Source organism: Bacillus altitudinis, assembly GCF_001191605.1.
GTDB lineage: Bacteria > Bacillota > Bacilli > Bacillales > Bacillaceae > Bacillus > Bacillus altitudinis.
Genome location: NZ_CP009108.1, coordinates 1,637,257 through 1,656,867 on the forward strand (window position 1 = coordinate 1,637,257; position 19,611 = coordinate 1,656,867).

The 19,611-nt window shown below is 38.4% G+C and carries 18 protein-coding genes; 11 read left to right on the forward strand and 7 right to left on the reverse strand.

The features are described 5' to 3' along the window. Positions 1-147: 147 nt before the first annotated feature. The 5 genes from ID12_RS08230 (at position 148) to ID12_RS08250 (ending at position 8,377) form a co-directional block, all read left to right on the forward strand. A complete protein-coding gene (locus tag ID12_RS08230; protein WP_007496845.1) occupies positions 148-1,056 on the forward strand; it encodes a diacylglycerol kinase in 909 nt (302 codons plus the stop codon). Positions 1,057-1,117: 61 nt separating this feature from the next. After that, positions 1,118-2,497 carry a 23S rRNA (uracil(1939)-C(5))-methyltransferase RlmD gene (gene rlmD, locus ID12_RS08235; protein WP_050827673.1) on the forward strand — a complete coding sequence of 460 codons (1,380 nt, stop codon included), beginning with the start codon at positions 1,118-1,120 and terminating at the stop codon, positions 2,495-2,497. A gap of 1,701 nt (positions 2,498-4,198) precedes the next feature. After that, positions 4,199-6,220 (forward strand): AAA family ATPase, encoded by a 2,022-nt coding sequence (locus ID12_RS08240; RefSeq protein ID WP_050827034.1) that lies wholly within the window; start codon positions 4,199-4,201, stop codon positions 6,218-6,220. Positions 6,221-6,538: 318 nt separating this feature from the next. Then, a complete protein-coding gene (locus ID12_RS08245; protein ID WP_050827035.1) occupies positions 6,539-7,513 on the forward strand; it encodes a tRNA dihydrouridine synthase in 975 nt (324 codons plus the stop codon). A gap of 138 nt (positions 7,514-7,651) precedes the next feature. Next, entirely contained in the window at positions 7,652-8,377 is a 726-nt protein-coding gene (locus ID12_RS08250; RefSeq protein WP_050827036.1) for a hypothetical protein, read from the forward strand. 76 nt (positions 8,378-8,453) lie between these two features. On the opposite strand, the gene ID12_RS08255 is transcribed toward ID12_RS08250, so the two are convergent. Further along, positions 8,454-8,825, reverse strand: coding sequence for a hypothetical protein (locus tag ID12_RS08255; protein ID WP_007496834.1), 372 nt, complete (start codon positions 8,823-8,825; stop codon positions 8,454-8,456). Between the two features lie 181 nt (positions 8,826-9,006). Here ID12_RS08255 and ID12_RS08260 point away from each other — a divergent pair, with 181 nt between their 5' ends. Then, on the forward strand, positions 9,007-9,444 hold the full coding sequence (locus tag ID12_RS08260; protein ID WP_048002030.1) for an Rrf2 family transcriptional regulator: 438 nt from the start codon (positions 9,007-9,009) through the stop codon (positions 9,442-9,444). A gap of 64 nt (positions 9,445-9,508) precedes the next feature. Beyond that, positions 9,509-10,423 (forward strand): NAD(P)/FAD-dependent oxidoreductase, encoded by a 915-nt coding sequence (locus ID12_RS08265; RefSeq protein WP_050827037.1) that lies wholly within the window; start codon positions 9,509-9,511, stop codon positions 10,421-10,423. A 10-nt stretch (positions 10,424-10,433) separates the two neighbouring features. Here the strand turns inward: ID12_RS08265 and ID12_RS08270 are convergent, their stop codons facing one another. Next, positions 10,434-10,634, reverse strand: coding sequence for a hypothetical protein (locus ID12_RS08270; RefSeq protein ID WP_017360433.1), 201 nt, complete (start codon positions 10,632-10,634; stop codon positions 10,434-10,436). 113 nt (positions 10,635-10,747) lie between these two features. Between ID12_RS08270 and ID12_RS08275 the strand changes: the two genes are divergently transcribed. Beyond that, positions 10,748-11,395 carry a DUF3885 domain-containing protein gene (locus tag ID12_RS08275; RefSeq protein WP_050827675.1) on the forward strand — a complete coding sequence of 216 codons (648 nt, stop codon included), beginning with the start codon at positions 10,748-10,750 and terminating at the stop codon, positions 11,393-11,395. A 34-nt stretch (positions 11,396-11,429) separates the two neighbouring features. Here the strand turns inward: ID12_RS08275 and ID12_RS08280 are convergent, their stop codons facing one another. Beyond that, entirely contained in the window at positions 11,430-12,758 is a 1,329-nt protein-coding gene (locus ID12_RS08280; protein WP_017366779.1) for a 6-phospho-beta-glucosidase, read from the reverse strand. A gap of 204 nt (positions 12,759-12,962) precedes the next feature. Between ID12_RS08280 and ID12_RS08285 the strand changes: the two genes are divergently transcribed. After that, the gene (locus tag ID12_RS08285; protein WP_017366780.1) at positions 12,963-13,694 is read left to right on the forward strand and encodes a MurR/RpiR family transcriptional regulator; all 732 of its coding nucleotides are present in this window, start codon (positions 12,963-12,965) and stop codon (positions 13,692-13,694) included. Between the two features lie 13 nt (positions 13,695-13,707). Here ID12_RS08285 and ID12_RS08290 read toward each other — a convergent pair whose 3' ends face one another. Next, a complete protein-coding gene (locus ID12_RS08290) occupies positions 13,708-14,910 on the reverse strand; it encodes an MFS transporter (RefSeq protein WP_050827038.1) in 1,203 nt (400 codons plus the stop codon). Positions 14,911-15,056: 146 nt separating this feature from the next. Here ID12_RS08290 and ID12_RS08295 point away from each other — a divergent pair, with 146 nt between their 5' ends. Continuing rightward, a complete protein-coding gene (locus ID12_RS08295) occupies positions 15,057-15,536 on the forward strand; it encodes an aminoacyl-tRNA deacylase (RefSeq protein ID WP_025206890.1) in 480 nt (159 codons plus the stop codon). A gap of 32 nt (positions 15,537-15,568) precedes the next feature. Here ID12_RS08295 and ID12_RS08300 read toward each other — a convergent pair whose 3' ends face one another. Beyond that, complete coding sequence (locus tag ID12_RS08300; RefSeq protein ID WP_025206891.1) at positions 15,569-16,477, reverse strand: LysR family transcriptional regulator; 909 nt, start codon at positions 16,475-16,477, stop codon at positions 15,569-15,571. Between the two features lie 103 nt (positions 16,478-16,580). On the opposite strand from ID12_RS08300, the gene ID12_RS08305 reads away from it, so the two are divergent. Then, the gene (locus tag ID12_RS08305) at positions 16,581-17,780 is read left to right on the forward strand and encodes an MFS transporter (protein WP_050827039.1); all 1,200 of its coding nucleotides are present in this window, start codon (positions 16,581-16,583) and stop codon (positions 17,778-17,780) included. Positions 17,781-17,843: 63 nt separating this feature from the next. Here the strand turns inward: ID12_RS08305 and ID12_RS08310 are convergent, their stop codons facing one another. Both ID12_RS08310 and ID12_RS18850 read right to left on the reverse strand, forming a co-directional pair. Beyond that, a complete protein-coding gene (locus ID12_RS08310) occupies positions 17,844-18,923 on the reverse strand; it encodes a DUF3900 domain-containing protein (protein WP_050827040.1) in 1,080 nt (359 codons plus the stop codon). A 200-nt stretch (positions 18,924-19,123) separates the two neighbouring features. Beyond that, positions 19,124-19,273, reverse strand: coding sequence for a DUF1540 domain-containing protein (locus ID12_RS18850; protein WP_008344201.1), 150 nt, complete (start codon positions 19,271-19,273; stop codon positions 19,124-19,126). Between the last annotated feature and the right edge of the window lie 338 nt (positions 19,274-19,611).

The following is a 19,611-nucleotide window of genomic DNA, read 5'->3' on the forward strand; positions in this document are numbered from 1 at the left end:
TATCAGAATGCTGATCTGCTGAGGGAAACGTACCGTGAGATTTCAAATATTAGGGGGGTGTTCTGTTGCCATTTTCAAATCTCATAGTATAATTAAAGGTTGTTAGTGGTGAAAATAGATTGCATAATGATAATAGGATGATGATGAATGAAACGTGCTCGAATTATATACAATCCGACATCTGGACGTGAACTCTTTAAGAAGAATTTACCGCAGGTTTTGCAAAAATTTGAACAGGCTGGCTATGAAACATCTTGTCATGCGACGACATGTGCAGGAGATGCAACACAAGCAGCCGAAAAAGCCGCACAGAGAGATTTTGATTTAATTGTAGCAGCTGGTGGAGACGGCACGATTAATGAAGTCGTCAACGGATTAGCGCCGCTTGAAAAAAGACCAAAATTAGGAATCATTCCAGTTGGAACGACCAATGACTTCGCAAGAGCACTTGGCATTCCAAGAGAAGATATTTTAAAAGCGACAGATGCCATCATTGATGGTGTAGCAAAGCCGCTTGATATTGGTAAAGTGAATGGACAGTATTTCATTAATATTGCGGGAGGCGGCCGATTAACAGAGCTGACCTATGAAGTGCCTAGTAAGCTGAAAACCATGCTAGGACAACTTGCGTATTATTTGAAAGGCATGGAGATGCTTCCTTCCATTCGCCCGACAGAAGTCGAAATTGAATATGACGGCAAATTGTTTCATGGCGAAATCATGCTGTTTCTTGTTTCACTAACAAACTCAGTAGGCGGCTTTGAAAAGCTCGCACCAGATTCCATTCTAGATGATGGGATGTTTGACCTGATCATTCTAAAGAAGGTCAATCTAGCAGAAGCCATTCGAGTGGTCAGCCTTGCACTCAGAGGCGAGCATATTCATGATAACAATGTCATCTACGCAAAAGCGAATCGCGTGAAGGTAGATGTAAAAGATAAAATGCAATTGAATTTAGATGGTGAATACGGCGGCATGCTGCCAGGTGAATTTGAAAACCTGTATCGCCATATTGAATTTATTGTGCCAAAAGCAACAGCTGAAAAAATAGGGTGAAGACTAAACTTGGTTCCTTATGGCGGCCAAGTTTTTCTTTGCAAATGAGGTGATAAAATTGGTGAAAATGAAACCGCCTGTTGAAAAAAATGAATACTACAATGTAACCTTCGAAGATTTAACGCACGAAGGTGCAGGTGTAGCGAAAGTTGAGGGTTTCCCTGTGTTTGTACCGAATGCCCTTCCTGACGAACAAGGGAAAATCAAAGTCACACGTGTCAAAAAAGGATTTGCTTTTGGACGACTCATGGAGCTGACAAAGGAAAGTCAGCACAGGCAAGATGCGCCATGTCCTATCTATAAGCAGTGCGGAGGCTGTCAAATTCAGCACATGAGCTATAAAGGCCAGCTGCTTTTTAAACAGAAACAAGTAAAGGACGTATTGGAGCGGATCGGCAAGCTTGATATGAGCCGTGTAAAAGTTCATCCTGTACTCGGCATGGAAGACCCTTGGAATTACAGAAACAAAGCACAAGTACCAGTTGGCGAACGGGAAGGAGGACTTGTTGCAGGATTTTATCAGCAGCGTACCCATGAAATCATTGATATGGAAAAATGTTTAATCCAGCAATCAGAAAATGACGAAGTAGTACAGGCAGTAAAAGACATCTGCAATGCGTTTGGCATCAAAGCATATAACGAAGAGCGGCATAAAGGCTGGCTCCGTCATGTCATGGTTCGCTACGGTATTGCAACAGGTGAAATGATGGTTGTGTTTGTCACAAGAACGTCTGATTTTCCGCAAAAGCAACAAGTGATTGAGCAGATTATAGCACGCTTCCCACACGTTCGGTCAATTGTGCAAAACGTGAATTCAAAGAAGACAAATGTCATTTTCGGAGACGAAACGACCGTTTTATGGGGAGAAGAATACATTTATGACACGATTGGCGACATCAAATTTGCCATTTCAGCCCGCTCGTTTTATCAAGTGAATCCAGCTCAAACAAAGGTTCTTTATGATAAAGCCCTTGAATATGCCGAGCTGCAAGGAGAAGAAACCGTGATCGATGCATACTGCGGAATCGGGACGATTTCCTTATTTCTCGCACAAAAAGCAGGCAGAGTATATGGCGTTGAAATTGTCCCAGAAGCAATTGAAGATGCAAAACGCAATGCTGCCTTAAACGGAATTAACAACGTCGAATTCGCCGTCGGCGAAGCAGAAACCGTTATCCCAAACTGGTATAAAGAAGGCATCAAAGCAGATACGCTAGTTGTCGATCCGCCAAGAAAAGGCTGCGACGAAGCACTGCTAGACACCATTTTAAAAATGAAACCGAACCGTGTTGTGTATGTGTCCTGTAATCCAGGGACGCTTGCTCGTGATTTGCGTATTCTTGAAGATGGCGGGTATGTGACGGAGGAAGTGCAGCCGGTGGATATGTTTCCGCATACGAGTCATGTGGAGTGCTGTGCGTTGCTTGAACTAGCTGACTAAGCCTAAGTTAACCATGCTTTTTACATGCTCAATACTTTGTTGTGTCTTTAAAATAGCTAACTTAATATTTATTGAAACATAAAAAGCAGATGGTTTAGAAATGCTATAATGCACTTCTAATTGACCATCTGCTTTTGCTGTTATTTTATTTTATGAATGAAAAGAGCTAGAATTGTTTGAGTTAGCTCTATAAGTGGTTGTTTATGATTTAATTGATTTATGATATATGCTTTCAAATTAGCAACATCTATTTTATTTCGCTCATACTGCAACAGATTTTAATGCAGTGATATCAAGGACTTTGGAATGATCAATACTTAACTGTAGCTGTGAATGAGTTCTAATATTGGTGAATAATACTATTAGGTGTAATTATATAATGTAATATGAATTTACACTAATTAAGTAATTATATGGTTTCGTGTATAATTGAATTAGCATTATTACCTTTTTATTTTTCGAATTATATTTATGGAAGCTTGAATGTGATTAGTTGAGAAATCGATGAAATGGCTTTTTTGGCAGACAAAGCTTTCGAAGAGAACGATGCAGAAACATTAAATCAAATTACAATAGATTGTTTAAAGTGATCACAATTCAATAAACATAACTTATTAGAAAAAGATATAGTAGCGTACCACGATGCAACGGCTTATAGTAATTTTATGGAATTGAAATATAAAAGACTAGAGTCTTTTAAAGAAATTCGCAATCATTTAGAGCATAAATATTTAAAAATCCATGACAGTTGGTTATTTCCTTGAGCTAGTAACAGGAAAGAAAATATGATCCTATCGCATTTTCTATTAGTTATGAAGAGTTTGTTGAAGCTGCACTGATTTTGATTTCATCTGTATTAGAAGCCATAATTTTAACATCTTTAGTAATCCTTCAAGAAGATGTGAGAAAAAGAAATGATACTAAAATTTTGCCAATTTTTTAGATAGTTATAGGGATGAGTGGAAATATTAAAGGAATGGGAAACTGTAATTAAGTATGGAGCAAAGAAATTATACGACACTTTTCAATGCTTTTTTTGAGTTGATTACAAAAAAATGTTGATATCTTGAAAAAAGAAAACAAATATGGTTTTAATGGTTTTTAAATCCTTTTTTGATCAATTTAATTGTAGGAGGAATTGGGGTTGGAATTATTAATGCATTTGGAAACGTCTTATTTTTCTGCTGTGTATTTATATTTTATTGCTTGATTATAATAGCTCTATCAGTTGCAATTTCAACTATGGTATTAAAAAAATATATATTTTGGAAGGAACGAAAAATTTTACTGGATTTTCCTGGGAATTTTCTTTCTATTCCTATATTTTATGCTTAATTTTTTTCTATAATCCTTTTTATTGCAGTTTTGGGATTATCCGCGTCCGCTAATTTAGTTAATATAAGCTTTATTTTTGAGTGGACAAAGCATAACAAGAACATTATAATTTTTACGATAATTTTTATAGAGTCTATTTTCTAGTTTGCTTATCATATTATTTATAAGACTACTCGCATTCAAGAAATAAAGATAATGATTACTTTATTGTCCGCAATAGCAGCACGTTTATTAGTTTTAGTCGAGATTAATATTTATGTCGAAAATTTCAAATTAATTATTATATATAGCTTACAGTTATTTTTGGATAAACTATTTAATCGAATTAAGTGGTAATAATTCATAAGCGATTTTGGGGGGATTTAAATGAATAAAGTGACAGAAAGTTATGTTCAAAAATTTATACAAATAAAAACACATATTAGTAATTTGAAAGAATATTATATATGGTTTTCTGATAATCAAAACACATTAAAAAATATTATTAATTTGGATAAGCAAAGATTGAACTTATCAACTCTAGATATGTTTTATAAAAATATTGATTATAGAATAACTAATTTATTAAATAGTGAAGAAGCAATAGATAATATTATTGAGAATATTACTACTTTGAGTATCTCTACACAATATAATATGTACTTGGAGAGAGAATTGCTAAGTATTAATTTCGGGAATTATCACTTAACAAGTCAGCATAATAAGGCTATTTTTAAAAATTTTATAGAGTCACTGAGAATTCAGAATTCTTTAGGAACTGAGGAGTTTAATGCTTTGGATGTATTAAAAATGATAATACATCAAGGTATCAAATATGAAAATGAACTTATTGGTAAAGTTGCATCAGTACGAATATTCAATAATATTCAACATATAGAAAATAATATAGTGATAATTGGACCAAATGGATCAGGGAAAAGCACATTTGCTAGAAATTTGAATGGAAAATTAAAAGGAAACATATCGATTATTTCAGCTCAACATTTACTTATATATATGAATCCGACAAGTATATCTGTTGGTAGAGATATGCAAGAACAAGTTAGGAGTTTTCAAAGAATAAATAAGTTGGGTAGTGATGAAGATTTACTAAAAATTATTACTAAAGATTTAGAAAACCTAATGATTGCTCTTTTTGATGAAAAAGCTGAAAGAGCAGATAGATTATATAATATGGTGGAAGAAAGAAAAGAATCGTTGTTAGATCAAACTATAAGCATATGGGAAAGTTTAATCACTCATAGAAAGTTAAAACAGAATTCTAGATATGGAATACATGTTGAAACTCTCGATGGAAAGCAATACGATTTTAATAGTTTGAGTGAAGGTGAAAAAGCTGTTTTTTATTATATAGGGCATATATTACTGGCAGATAAAGATAGTTATATTATAATTGATGAACCTGAAAATCATTTACATTTATCTATTTGTATACGTATGTGGGATTTATTGGAGAATTATAGAAGTGATTGTAAATTTATATACATTACTCATAACATAGATTTTGCAGTCTCGAGAAATAATAAAACTTTAATTTGGAATAAACATTATGAGGCACCATTTTCATGGGATTTTTCAATAATTAAAAAAGATGATAATATCCCAGAGCGACTTCTTTTAGAAATAATGGGAAGTAGAAAAGACGTTTTATTTTGTGAGGGTGACGATAGAAATAGTCTTGATTTTAAAATATACTCTAGAATATTCTCAAAACATAATGTTATTCCTGTAGGGGGACATGATAATGTTATTAATTATTGCAAGTCCTTTAATGCTAACCAAAGTGTTGGGAGATTAAGGGCATACGGTATAATAGATGGTGACACATGGAGTGAAGCACAGCGCCAAAAATATAAGGAAAATAACATTTTTGTCTTGCCATTCAACGAGATAGAGAATGCAATGTGTCAAAAGGTTTTTTTAAATAAAATAATTGAAGAAACAGTTGGCGATCCTCAAAAGATAAACGAGTTTGAGGAAGGTCTAATCAAATATGCATCAAGAGAAAAAAATAAAATTTCTACCTGGTATGCTAATAATAAAATAAATAATCAGTTGAAGCATAATTTATTAATTGAAATGAGAGACATAGAAGCATTAAAAGCCGAAGTAAGTCAAAATATAAACATAGACTTAATCGAATCTTATTATAACGAAATGCTTTCTAAGATAGACAATGATATATATACTAGAAATTTCAACTCGTTAATAGTTTATTTAAATGGAAAGAAAGCAATATCTACGGGTTTAGGAAATAAATTATTGCCAAACTTTGAAGAAGGCTTTATACGTCTAATGGATCAAAGAGGCAGTTTTAAAGAGTTAGTCATTCAAGAGTTAAGAGATAAATACTTTTATGAGTTAGGTGAACCTGCAAAATCTTCTTAAAATTATGAACCACTTCAACACATATCACATGTAGAATGTGTAGCAAGCCTTGTAATTAATCAGTAATTATTGAGAGACATCCCGATTTCATGAAAAACATCGATATCGGGATGTTTTTATTTTTGTTTGTTCAATCTGCATTAAAAAATGATATTTGGAAGTGGGATCAATATTTTCAGCCCTTATTTCATTACCAAATGTCCTTTTTTGCAATTTTACCTAGTTCATATTAAAGTATATAATGATAAAAATTGCTGTATGACTTCATAGAAGGACATGCCCTTTAGGCGCTATGTCATGAGAGGAATTGGATGAAAGATGAGTAAAAATTTCTGGCGTGATTTACCACGGCCATTTTTTATATTAGCACCAATGGAAGAAGTGACAGATGTTGTGTTTCGTCATGTTGTGAGTGAGGCGGCGAGACCGGATGTGTTTTTTACAGAGTTTACGAACAGTGAGAGCTACTGCCACCCTGATGGCATTCAAAGTGTGAAAGGCCGTTTAACGTTTACAGAGGATGAGCAGCCGATTGTTGCTCATATTTGGGGAGACAAACCTGAGAACTTTAGACAAATGAGTATTGGAATGGCGGAGTTAGGATTTCAGGGGCTTGATATTAATATGGGGTGTCCTGTCCCAAATGTCACACAAAACGGAAAGGGTAGTGGATTGATTCTTCGTCCAGACGTTGCCGCAGAGCTGATTCAAGCAGCAAAAGCAGGGGGATTACCTGTTAGTGTTAAAACAAGACTAGGGTTTACAGAGGTCGATGAATGGCGTGGTTGGCTCAGACACATTTTGGAGCAAGACATTGTGAATTTATCGATTCACCTTCGCACAAGAAAGGAAATGAGCCAGGTGGATGCGCATTGGGAGCTCATTCCTGAGATTAAGAAATTGCGTGATGAAGTAGCACCTGATACGCTTTTGACGATCAATGGTGATATTCCTGATCGTCAAACTGGTTTAAAGCTCGCTGAGCAGTATGGAGTGGACGGTGTGATGATTGGGCGTGGGATTTTCCATAACCCATTTGCTTTTGAAAAAGAGCCGAAAGAGCATACGAGTGATGAGCTGCTAGGTCTTTTAAGATTGCATCTTGATCTTCATGATCAATATTCTTCATTAGGTTTGCGACCATTTAAGGCACTGCATCGTTTCTTTAAGATTTATGTAAAAGGATTCAGAGGAGCGAGCTTCCTAAGAAACCAATTAATGAACACATCATCAACAGATGAAGTGCGTGCAATGCTAGATGAATTTGAAGCGAGAATTCAAGAACAATCATGATGAAAAAGAGGAGGGGAAGCAAGCCCTTCTCTTTTTTCTGTATTAATATAATTTAAATAGTGATGAAAATCCTTAATTTGTATTTAAAACCATTAATGTCCAAAGCGAGCCTCCGATATAATTATTGGAGGTGTTAGTATGTTCAAGTTTAAAAGAGGTGTTAAGCTTCCATGGAGAAGAGTAAAACAAATGTTAATTCCGTCTAAAAATTTATCTATTTTCCATGGACAACTGTGTATCTATTTTTTCTTGATAACTATAGTTGGGCTTATGATTAATCAGTCTCTATATGAATACAGTCTGTTTTTCTTTAGTAGTATTTTATCTATATCTTTTGCACATTGGAGTTTTTCTTATTTAAGTTTTCTAAAATTCAAAAAAGATCCTTTGTACTTTAAAGTGGTTAAACAAAAGGACTATCCCCACCAATATTCTGAGATTAATGATGTGTTGGATAGAATTGATGAAATTGAAGTTTCTGTTTTGAAATGGGCTAAAGAAAATGATGATCAGAACACTTTAGCAAAATTAAAAACACTCAATCTATATCACAGAGTGAGTTCGGGAAGAAAGGACTTAGATTTTTTATATCATTCACTAATAGTAGTTATTTTAGGAGTAATAACGTCAGTAATTTTTAATTCTAATATTATGACTAATTATAAAGAACACATAATTGAGCGATACTCCTTAGTCAACGAGTATGTGATTTACTATACGAATGCTGGGATTATATTTTATTTTGTAGTAACTGTAGCCCTCTTTTTCTTGAAAGAAAAACATCTGATGAACAGGAAGACTGAATTATATGAAAATATATTAGATAAAGTAATTAGTAAACTTGAGGATAAACAAAGTAAATGAAATTCTGTGAAATCTCATATTGATGTTTATATTAATGTGAATTTAACCCCCCTGTTGTTAGCAGGGGGGCAAACTATTACTCCGCACTCTCCTCAACATCACGGCTATCTTCTGTTTCACCAATATAAATAGGACCGTTTGCATGGTCGATTCGGATTGGCCATTCGTATGGGACTTGCAGGCGTCGTGCGATGGCTCTCCAAAATTTTGCAGAATCAAATTCTAGTTCTTGAAAGTCTTTAAGCAATTCTTTATAAGAAGAACCATCAAATTGAATGTACGAGTCTTGCAGACGCATAAAGGCGTAATGTCTCACTTCTAATGCTGCCGCAGCTTCCATTTCTTCTTCTGTTGCTTCGCCAATGATTGTTCCTGCGGGTGGAAGCATGTCGTATACGTTAAATTCCTCTTCTTCTTCGTGTGCTGCATTGTGCTGTTGATCTGACATTTTTTTCACTCCTTCTAGTCTTCATCAAGCTTTTATTCGTGCTTACTTCTATTATCGGAAGGAAATGCGAAATGTGGAATGAAAAAAGAAGCAGATCCACAATACTTGCTTTTTCTTCTCGAATCTTTTATGATCAATTACAGATATAAAAGGTCTACAATAGATAGAAAGGAATGTTTCTATGAAATATTCTAAAGCGACCAACTATGCGCTTCATACGATGGTATTTTTAACACTTGCACCAAAGGGGAAAGCAATAGGCGTTGAGCCTCTCGCCAAGATGCAAGATCTTTCACCCACTTATTTATCCAAAATTTTAACAAAGCTTGTGAAGGCGGGATTAATTGAATCAACACCTGGCGCAAAAGGCGGTTACACCATTCTGAAAAAGAAAGAGGACATTTCGTTTTTAGACGTCATTCAGGCGGTAGAAGGACAAACCCATTTATTTCGTTGTTCCTTAGCACATGATTCTTTCATGTCTCATGATGACTGTTTGATTGAACAAGTCATGCAGGATGTTGAAACAAAAATGCAGGAGACGTTAAGTCAAAAGCGGTTAGTTGATATTGCAAGCCAAATAGAGCAGACAGAAAAAAATCCATTTTTCAAGATGTGATTTTTTTGAATAAATTATAGATATTAAGAGTCTTTAAAGTCTTGGATAAAAAGGAGAGATTTATATGTTATTAGATTGTGCCATTATCGGAGGCGGACCAGCCGGATTAAGTGCAGCACTTGTTGTGGGAAGGGGAAGAAAACAGGTGATAGTATTCGATGACGAGATGCCGAGAAATCGAGTGACTCAGGAATCACATGGATTTATTACAAACGATGGAATGACACCGTTTGAGATCAGACAAGCAGGAGAAGCGGATCTCCAAAACTACCCCAATATCCAAATCAAACGAAGCACAATTGTGGAGATACAAAATCATGAGGACAACTTCGCGTTACTGACACAAGAGGGAGAAAGATTCGAAGCGAAGAAAATCATATTGGCAACAGGACTTCAGGATATACTGCCAGAAATGAAGGGGATTAATGAAGTGTATGGAAAGACGTTGTTTAGCTGTCCTTTCTGCGATGGCTGGGAGCTGAAGGACAAGCCACTTGCCCTGATTGCAGAGAACCAGCGTGCTTTGCATATGGCGAAACTTCTTTCCAATTGGACAAAGGATTTGATTGTGTTTACAAATGGACAGCAAGTGTTAGCTGAAGAGGAGAAAGCACTGTTATCAGCACATTCTATTCAAGTTATTGATGTGCCAATTGTAGCGATCCATCATGACAATGGTCAGCTACGCTCTCTTCAGCTTGCAAATGGAGAGATAGTGATAAGAGAAGGCGGATTTGTCGCAAGTGATTTCAAGCAGTCAACCCCTTTTGCTGAAAAACTAGGCTGTCAAATGACGAAAAATGGGGGCATTGAAGCAGATATTCTTGGGCGTACAACCGTCAGCGGTATTTTTGCATGTGGTGATAATTTAGGCGGGCCTGCTCAGCTTGTTCTTGCAGCAGCAGCCGGAAGTCAGGCAGGAATGGGCGTGATTCATGAACTTGTGCAGGAAGAGTTTCAACAAAAAACATCTCTGTAAAAAGAGATGTTCAGCGATGAGCGATTTTCCGTTTTGCTAAGACGTGAGCAGTCCATTCAAAAAGTGCGTAGATGACAAAGAAGATTAGGATCCAGCTACTGACATCGACCCATACATTGGTGATTTGAATGATGTTCGCCTGATCAAGTCCAGTCTGTATCCACATCGTGATCAATGCGGTGAGGAACACCTGTAAAAACCATTTTTTCAATTGGCCACACCTCCATCTCTTTCTATCATATAAGAAATGACAGTTTATTTCCAATTGAATTTCCATTAGTTTCAACGGTAAAATAAGAAATAAAACCAATGGAAGGACATGAGATGAGCGATCAAACCAATCGTTTTTTAAAAAGTCATTTTCCTGAACTTGTCCTCACACCGCCTCTTTTTTATAAGTGGCCTTTTGGTCTTCGCTTTGAAGTGGCAGATTGGTCATTAGGAGAAGAATCGGTTGTATTAGAAAAAGCAGGCAATCGGGCTTTGAAAATCGTTAGATATGCTTTTGATCCAGAAGACGATATTCTACTTGTCACGGATGTCTATACGCAGCATGAACATGAATTAACGAGGCAAAAGCTCCTTGTTTATCAAAAATATGCCGACCGACAAGTGCGTCACCGATTGCGTCACGAGCGTTTGACCTATATACAACCAAAACAAGAAGAAACAATGAAAATAGAGAGATTTACACTCAAGTGTCAGCTGCAAGATATTCGATTGCGCCCGCTTCTACAAGCCATATGCGAAGAGGATTTCTACAAACCGAATCAAATCTTGAAAGGAAAGCTTGGTTATGACATTTATCTCATCAATCTCTCAAAACAGATGATTTTCCACTTATATGATGATCGAGGCTGTGATCTTATTGCGGCAGATCCAGAACATCTGCGTCCAGTTTATGAAGGTTTAAAGCACTGGCTATTAGACTATGACCGTGCTCAGATGGATCGGTTGTTTGCCGGGAAATAAGAAAAACCGCACTTTTCACAAGTGCGGCTTCTTTTTATGCTTCTACTTTATTGAAAAACTGTGGTAAGTAGTCTTTGTGTGCTTCTAGCATTTCATCTAGGATGCTTTTTGCAATGGCATCTGATGGGACGAGCGGATTGATGGTCATGGCGACAAGTGCTGTGTTGTAGTCGCCTGTCACGGCTGCTTCAGCGGCTACACGTTCAAAGGATTTAATTTGAGAAATAAGTCCTTTGACAGCAACCGGCATTTCACCAACAGCGATTGGTTTTGGGCCGTCTTTTGTGATGACACAGTTCAGTTCAACGGCAGAATCATTTGGAATGTCACTGATGGCGCCATTGTTGATTGTGTTTACAGGCTGAATGTCGTGCTTGTCGTTATAAATGGATGCGATTAAGTTACATGCTGCATCACTGTAATAAGCACCGCCTCGTTTTTCAAGCTGTGGCGGCTTAATATCAAGATCAGGATCTTTGTAAAGTTCGAACAGGTCATTTTCTAGTGCACGGACGACTTCTGCACGAGTTCCTTCATTTTCTGCTGCTTTCTTCTCTTCAGCCAGCATATCACTTGTTTTGTAATAGTAGCGGTGGTATGGACAAGGAATCACACCAAGCCCTTTTAAGAAATCTGCATCCCACGGAATCGCTTGAATGTTGTTCATGGACATGGTGGAGTTTGGATCTGCCATGTCTTCGATCACTTGATCCATGATGCTTTTGCCATCTAAGAACACATTCAGTCCAAAGACCATATGGTTTAATCCAGCAAAGCTGACTTCGACTCTGCTTGCGTCGACATCAAGTCCTTTGGCGATGCCCATGCGAATGCCGATTGGTACGTTACATAAGCCGACGACTTTGCGGTGGTTTGAATAGCGAAGTACGGCTTCTGTGACCATACCAGCTGGATTTGTGAAATTCACAAGCCAAGCATCCGGGCATAATTCTTCAATATCTTTCACAATCTCAAGAATGACAGGGATGGTGCGCAGACCCTTGAATAGACCGCCTGGACCGTTTGTTTCTTGACCAATGACATCATATTTTAAAGGAATACGTTCATCCTTCATACGTGCTTCCAGTAATCCGACGCGGAATTGTGTTGTGACGAAATCAGCGTCTACCAGTGCTTTCCGGCGATCTAAAGTTAAATGAACCTCGATTGGAAGTCCCGCTTTTTTCACCATGCGTTTTGCAAGATTTCCGACGATCTCAAGCTTTTCTTTACCTGCTTCGATATCGACGAGCCAAAGTTCGCTAATTGGAAATTCCTCGTACCGTTTAATAAATCCTTCGACAAGTTCTGGTGTATAGCTTGATCCTCCGCCGATTGTGACAACCTTTAATCCTTTTGCCATGTTCTGCACCTCCGAATAATGTAACGCACAATGTTATAATAGAGTGAATCAATCTTTTATCATTTGTTTGTACATCTATAGCTTATCGTGAGAGTACCTTGTGCGTAAACGGTTTCAGCGTCTTTAGGCAAGGGTGCCCTATTTAGAGATTTGTTACATAAAAGAAACGTGTTGTGTCATGTTGTTGGAGAAAGGGGAAGTCAGATGTTTTCAAGTGAGGTCATTTCCAGCTTTAATGAACTAGAAAGCGCTTTATACCGATACATTATGGAAAACAGTGAAAAAGTCGTCTATATGAGAATTCGTGATTTGGCAGATGCCGCACATATATCGACCTCATCTGTCCTTCGCTTTTGTCGAAAAGTGAATTGTGAAGGATTTTCAGAATTTAAGGTGAAGCTCAAAATGTATTTAGAAGCAGAACAAACACCTTCTTTGAAAAGCACGCAGCATTTCTTGTATGAATTTATCGAACGGACACTTAAAGGAGATTTTGAGGAGAAGATTAAAGAGGCAGCGAAGCTCATTGCGGATGCAAAGAATGTGCTGTTTATTGGGACGGGCAGTTCTGGTATTTTGGCGCAGTATGGGGCAAGGTACTTTTCAAGTCTGGAGAAATTTTCGTTTTACATCAATGATCCGTTTTTCCCGATGAATATGCAGTATTTAGACAATAGTGTCACCATTGTGCTGTCGGTATCGGGAGAGAACAGTATTACGATTGATCATATTTCGAAACTAAAAAGAGAAGGCAGCACGATCATTAGTATTACAAACAATCAGCACTGTACAATTTCTCGTATTTCTGACTTAAATATTGCTTATTACGTCACAGACGAACGAGTCCATAGAGCCAACATCACCACACAGACACCCGTTGTGTATATCCTAGAAGCAATGGCGCGTGACATGTTTGCGATGTTAAAAGAAAAGTAAAAGAGTCGCTGCCTTAAACAGTGGCTCTTTTTTTCTGCATCATGAAGGTGGTGATGGCAATGCTTGAGCAGATGAGTACAAACAGTCCGCCTAACAAATACACAAATCTCGCTCCGAATGTATCCGCAATTAATCCAACAAAGAAAATAGATAAACTGACAGACATAGAAGAGAGAACGTATTGAGCCGAATACACCTTTGATAACTCATGGACTGGCGTTTCCGTTTGGAGGATGGTTTGCTGCGAAACATCCCGAATTTGATAGGCAGGCCCCATTAAAATACAGAGCAGCAATGCAAGCCATGGCAGGCTGTTTAGCGAAAATAGGATCGTCAGCACTGCATAAATAAAAGAGCCCGCTGCCATAAAGAGGAGAAGTTGTTTTTGAATCAACTGACTTAGCCATGCAGCCATGAGTCCGCCTATAATGGCACCTATATAATATGCGGCATTGATATATCCCCACCATTCCGCACCTTCATTTAAAACAAGTGTGACAAAGGCAAGCGTAACCGGTCCGACCCACAAAGCACCTGCAATATTTTCACTAACATCCATGAAAGTCAGGATGCGAACCGTTTTGTTTGTCCAAATGATCTTCCAGCCATCCTTGAACCCGTTCATCTTATTTTCTTTTTGAACCGTGTCTTCTTGCTTGAGTAGAGGAAAAACAGGGATGATCAATAGATAGGACAACACAATCATGAAACAAGAGGCCCACATTAAATAAAATGGACCAATCAACAGGACGAGCATTCCAGTAAACGAATAGCCGGCGATTTGAACAGATTGATAAAAAACGGAGGCTGTACTGTTCGCTTTCACAAGCTGATTTGCTGATACAAGCATCGGCATGATGGCCTGTAATAAAGGGCTGATGAACCCGCCTGTGATGGAAATCAATACGAACGCACTAAACAGCCAGATCAGGTGCTGCTGAAAGAAATCAAATTGGGTCGTGAATACGACGAGCATTCCAATACGTAAAAGAGGGACCCATTTCAATAGACGCTTGGCTTGAAAGAGTTCTGTCAAAACAGGAGAGAGGAGCCCAGCCAATAGCTGACATAGTGTTCTTATGAGCGGAAATACAGCCGCATAGGCGACAGATTGTGTATCTTGATAAATAACCAATGTGACTGTCATCAAAAATAGAATATCACTTAGCATGAGAAGGCTTTTACTGCCTGTATAAAACCAAAACTTATTTCCCATATCCAACCGACTCCTTTTCAAAAACAAGTTCAGTATAGCATGTTGGCGAAGTGTGCAGAGGTTTTCCATTGAAAAATACATCTTAAGGATGAGAGGATTGTGATAAGCTAAATGAAAGAACATCGTAAGGAAAGGGGTTCAATCCATTGAAAAAATTACCAGCACATGACTTTTTGGACAAGTATGGCATCCCGTATGACATCAAAACATTTTCTGCCGACACAGAGAAGGGCGCAGCGAATGTAGCGGCTGCTCTTGGTTTTAGAGAAAGACAAATGATCAAGACATTGATCTTTGAAACAGGGGAAGGGGAGCAGCTGCTTGTAATGGTGGGTGCTGACCAGCACATCAAATCAGGGAAACTAAAGAAAGCCGCAGGCTCTCGCAATATCAAAATGGCTTCACCAGACACAGTGCTTGAAGTGACGGGCTATCGGATTGGCTCGATTCCGCCATTTTGTTGGCAGCCTGAAGGGTTCCGCACGATTATCGAAGCATCGCTATTAGAAGAAGAGATATTAGGCGTTGGAGCGGGAGAATGGGGAAATGAAATCCTCATCACACCAGAACAATTAGTGATAGCCTCAAAAGCGGTCCCATTTGATCTTGTTCAGCCATCCGAGTAGAAAAAGTGCCTGTTTTTGAAGCAGGCACTTTTTTAATTGGAGGCAGGTGCTATAAAGGGTCCGATGTCTTTCATTTGCAGAAAAGCATTCACCGTCCTATTTTCCTCAAGGTCATTCGCCCGTTTGCAGACCACAACAGGTCTGATAATGTCAATTCCTTCGATATACACGCGCCCAATCTCTCCACGTTCTAAGCTTCGCTGAACAGCGTCACGAGGAACAAGGGTGATGCCATAGCCAGCTTTGATCATTTGAATGGCTTCGTGGACACCACTGAATTGTAAATCAACGGTCGGTTTTTTAATTCCTTTAGCGGTAAAAAGGGAAAAAAGCTTGTCTCTCGTCGAACTGCCTTCTTCTCGCATTAAAAAGGGTTCGTGGCTTAGGCGTTCTAGGGGGACGGTTTGTCCATTTAACGGATGATCCACAGGCACGATAAAGTCATAACTTAAATCAGTTAAGTGAGAGGTGTGAAGATCTTCGTGGTGCAGATCCTCTATTACGGCGATCGCCACATCTGATTGATATTGAAGCAGGCTTTCGATCACTTGAGCGGAGTTTCCGCTTTTTAATTCAATATCTGTCTGTGGCGATGCTGTTTTAAAAGAGGCAAGCCAATCAGGCAGTAAAAAGTTAAGTGGTACGTAGGTAGAAGCAATTCTGAGTCTTCCTTTTTTTCCGTTTTGCAGAAGAGTAATCTGATATTCTACTTCTTTTTCCGCCTCGAATACTTGCCGGGCATATGGATACAGGATCTTCCCCATCTCCGTCAGGGTAATCCCCCGGCCGTTTCGTTTGAAAAGACGAAAGCCGATCTCTCGTTCAATGCTTCGTAATTGTGCTGTCACAGCCGGCTGCGTCAAAGACAGCACGTCTGCCGTTTGTGTGACACTTTTTGTTTCGGCTACCTTTGCAAAAATACGGAGGGCATGTAAATTCATCTTTGCACCGCCTATCAATTATTTTGATGATTCAATCAAAAACATTCATTAGATTTATTATAAGGTATCCCTTATCGTAAAGGTAGCGAAGGGGGAAGAAAAAATGGATCGTCGTCAAAAGCAAGTGGTGTCAATTGCACTCATCACAGCATTTGCCCTTATTGGGGATTCAATGCTCTATATTGTTCTCCCGGTCTATTGGAAAGAGATTGGTTTATCATCCATTTGGGAGGTGGGGTTACTGCTGTCTATCAACCGATTCATTCGTATCCCGCTAGCACCTGTCGTATGGTGGCTTTATCGATATATTCCAATGAAGACCGGTGTACTGATCGCAATATTGATCGCGTCAGTGACCACGATATTATATGGTATGAGTGGATTTTGGCTGCTATTGATTTGCCGCTGTGCATGGGGTCTCGCTTGGACGTTACTCCGTATGAGTGGGATGAGGGTCCTAGCTGAAATGGACGAAGGCTCACAAGGACATTTGACGGGTCTTTATAATGGGCTTTACCGGCTTGGCAGTTTATTTGGCATGTTATTTGGGGGAATCCTTGCCAGCTTGATCGGTTTTCAGTCCATGACGCTTGTCTTTGGCTTACTCACATTAATGGGCTGCATTTTTTATGTATCGTTGGATGAAATTGAAAAGAGAGAAGGCACGCAGGTGTATCATGGCATCAAACAGAAGTGGTTTACACGAGATGTGGTAAAAGTACTGATAACAGGCATGCTGATCGCACTGATCATCCAAGGTTTATTCGCATCCACCCTGAGTCATGTCATTGAAGCAAAGATTGCCCAAGATGAATTGACTCTGTTTGGCTTTGTCATCGGAGCTTCGGCTTTAAGCGGTGTTATTCAAGCACTCAGGTGGGGATGGGAACCATTTCTCGCACCGAGAATGGGCAAATGGTTTGATCGTCTTGTGATGAAGGAACGAATGTTATGCTGGATGTTTCTTTCATTTGGAGGGCTCAGTTTTCTTGTGATCATGTTGAAGGTAAGCGGCTGGTTCCTATTGATGCTGCTTTTGATTCAACTAATGGCAACAATTGTCACAACGTTCACCGATACACTTGCCTTTCAAAAAGCTTCTGCTCAAACAGATAAGAACCGCTTTCTCGCCAGCTATTCTTTTGTTCAAGATATGGGGGCTGCTTTAGGACCTTTGTGTGGGTATACGTTGATCCAGTTTTTCGGAACAAACAGCGTCTTTTGGCTGATGCTTATCTTAAGTTTAATGCTCGTCAGCATGTGGATAAAAAGCGGGCAGCATGTTTCTTCTAGTGCAGTGTAAAAAATAAAGCGTTATATAAAAAACTGCCTCATGCAGCTGATCGCAGGAGGCAGTCATATTCTCTTATTCTAAGTCTGAATCATAGGCTTTTTGCGTCAGCTGGCTGACGACCTCTTTCAAGCCATTGGGTTTATGGAATTCAACAGGTGTGCTTCCTTTTTCAAATACAATTTGATCTGCTTCAACGAGCACGACATATCGATTGTTGACCTTTGCAATATGAATCGAGTGGCCGAAGTCGGCTAAAAGCCCTTTGATTTCTGTTTCGCCTAGACGCATCTTCATTGTGATGTCAGGGGTTTGTTCCACAATGTGTGAGGCCGCTAATGTGACCTGCTCTGTATCGAGGCGCTCCCTAATCTCCCGTTTTTCACTTGCTTCCCATATTTCAAGGTCCTCTTCAAATTGTTTTAATTCTTCACTTTCATCCTGTAATGTTTCAAATACGTGTTCCTGCACCATATTCATGACCTGTGATTTCATGATTTCAGGCATTGATTCTCCGTATTCGACGAATTTTAGAAAGTCTTCAAAATAACGAGCGTGGGAGGATTGGTGAATTTTCACTTCGGCATCTTCTGTCATGCCTTCTTCTGGCATAAACGGGTATTGAATCGATTTCATGTTTTTTGTTGTAATCGCCATTTCTACTTTTTTGATCAAGGTAGATGTATCAGCAATAGAAGCGACTTTCTGTTCAAAATCGCATTTCATGATAAAGACAAAAGAGTCATCGAAATACTTTTTAGGAACCGCAGATGCAACCAAAAACACGCCGCCTCTGACAGCACTTGTATCTAAATAGGTGCGAACAAATTGTTCACTGCATTCATTAAATACTTCTTTTGTATCTGCAAATCTCGTCTGATGAAATAAATTGTAGTTTGGATTTGAATCGAGTTCATGGCCGGGTTCGACAATGAAACGTCCGATTTTAGTCGGTACTTGCTCAGACTTAGGGTGTCTGTCCACTTTTCGTTTGACGATTTTTTTTAGCTCACCGTCTAGAAAGTCCTTCAGCTCACTTTGTTCAAATTCTTCTTGGTTTAATGTTTGGTAATGTTTAAACCGTTTATTTGCTTGTTCCTCTTTGCCTTCTACTTCAACCACATAGAATGATAGGAAACGTATCGTAAAATCCACTGATTGGTCACCACTTTTTCTTCTTTGGATATGTTGAGTATAGAAAAAGGAGTGAAAATCGTCAACGAATGGAGAAATATCGTGTCATTATTTCCCGAGAAATGTTTCGTGAAAAACGCTTGATAATAATTATCATTCTTGATAGAATGATAAAAGAAAAGAAGGAACCTGCCAGTTCCTTCATCTCAGAAAATCATGTATTATTTTGTTTCAAATGTTTCGCAATCCGTTTCAGCATTGCGAGTCACGTCAGTCATTGTGCTTTTACCAATTTTAATGGTAGAAGCTGTACAGCTGTTGTCAGCCCAAAAACGGCAAGAGTTCACTTCACAAAGTACATTTTGTGCCATGGGAATTCACCTCCGTGATTCATATTAAGAATGAAGCAAGCTGCCACTTGAGTTCATTCAATCTAGTAGTCTCTTTATCGAAAGAGGCTGTTTGTGCTGTATATGCACATGTTTATCATACCATCTACCCTGAAAATATACAATTTAAACTTTGAAAGAGCGAGAATACAAATCTCGCTCTTTTTTGTTTGTAAAAATAGTTAAATGCTAGGTGGCACCCTCTCTTATTCCAACATATGAATAGAGTAGATTCAAAACCTGATGTCGGACAAAGTATAAGGGTACATGTACTGATTTTCCGCATGAAGATAGGGTTTTCAATCAAAAATTTTCATAGA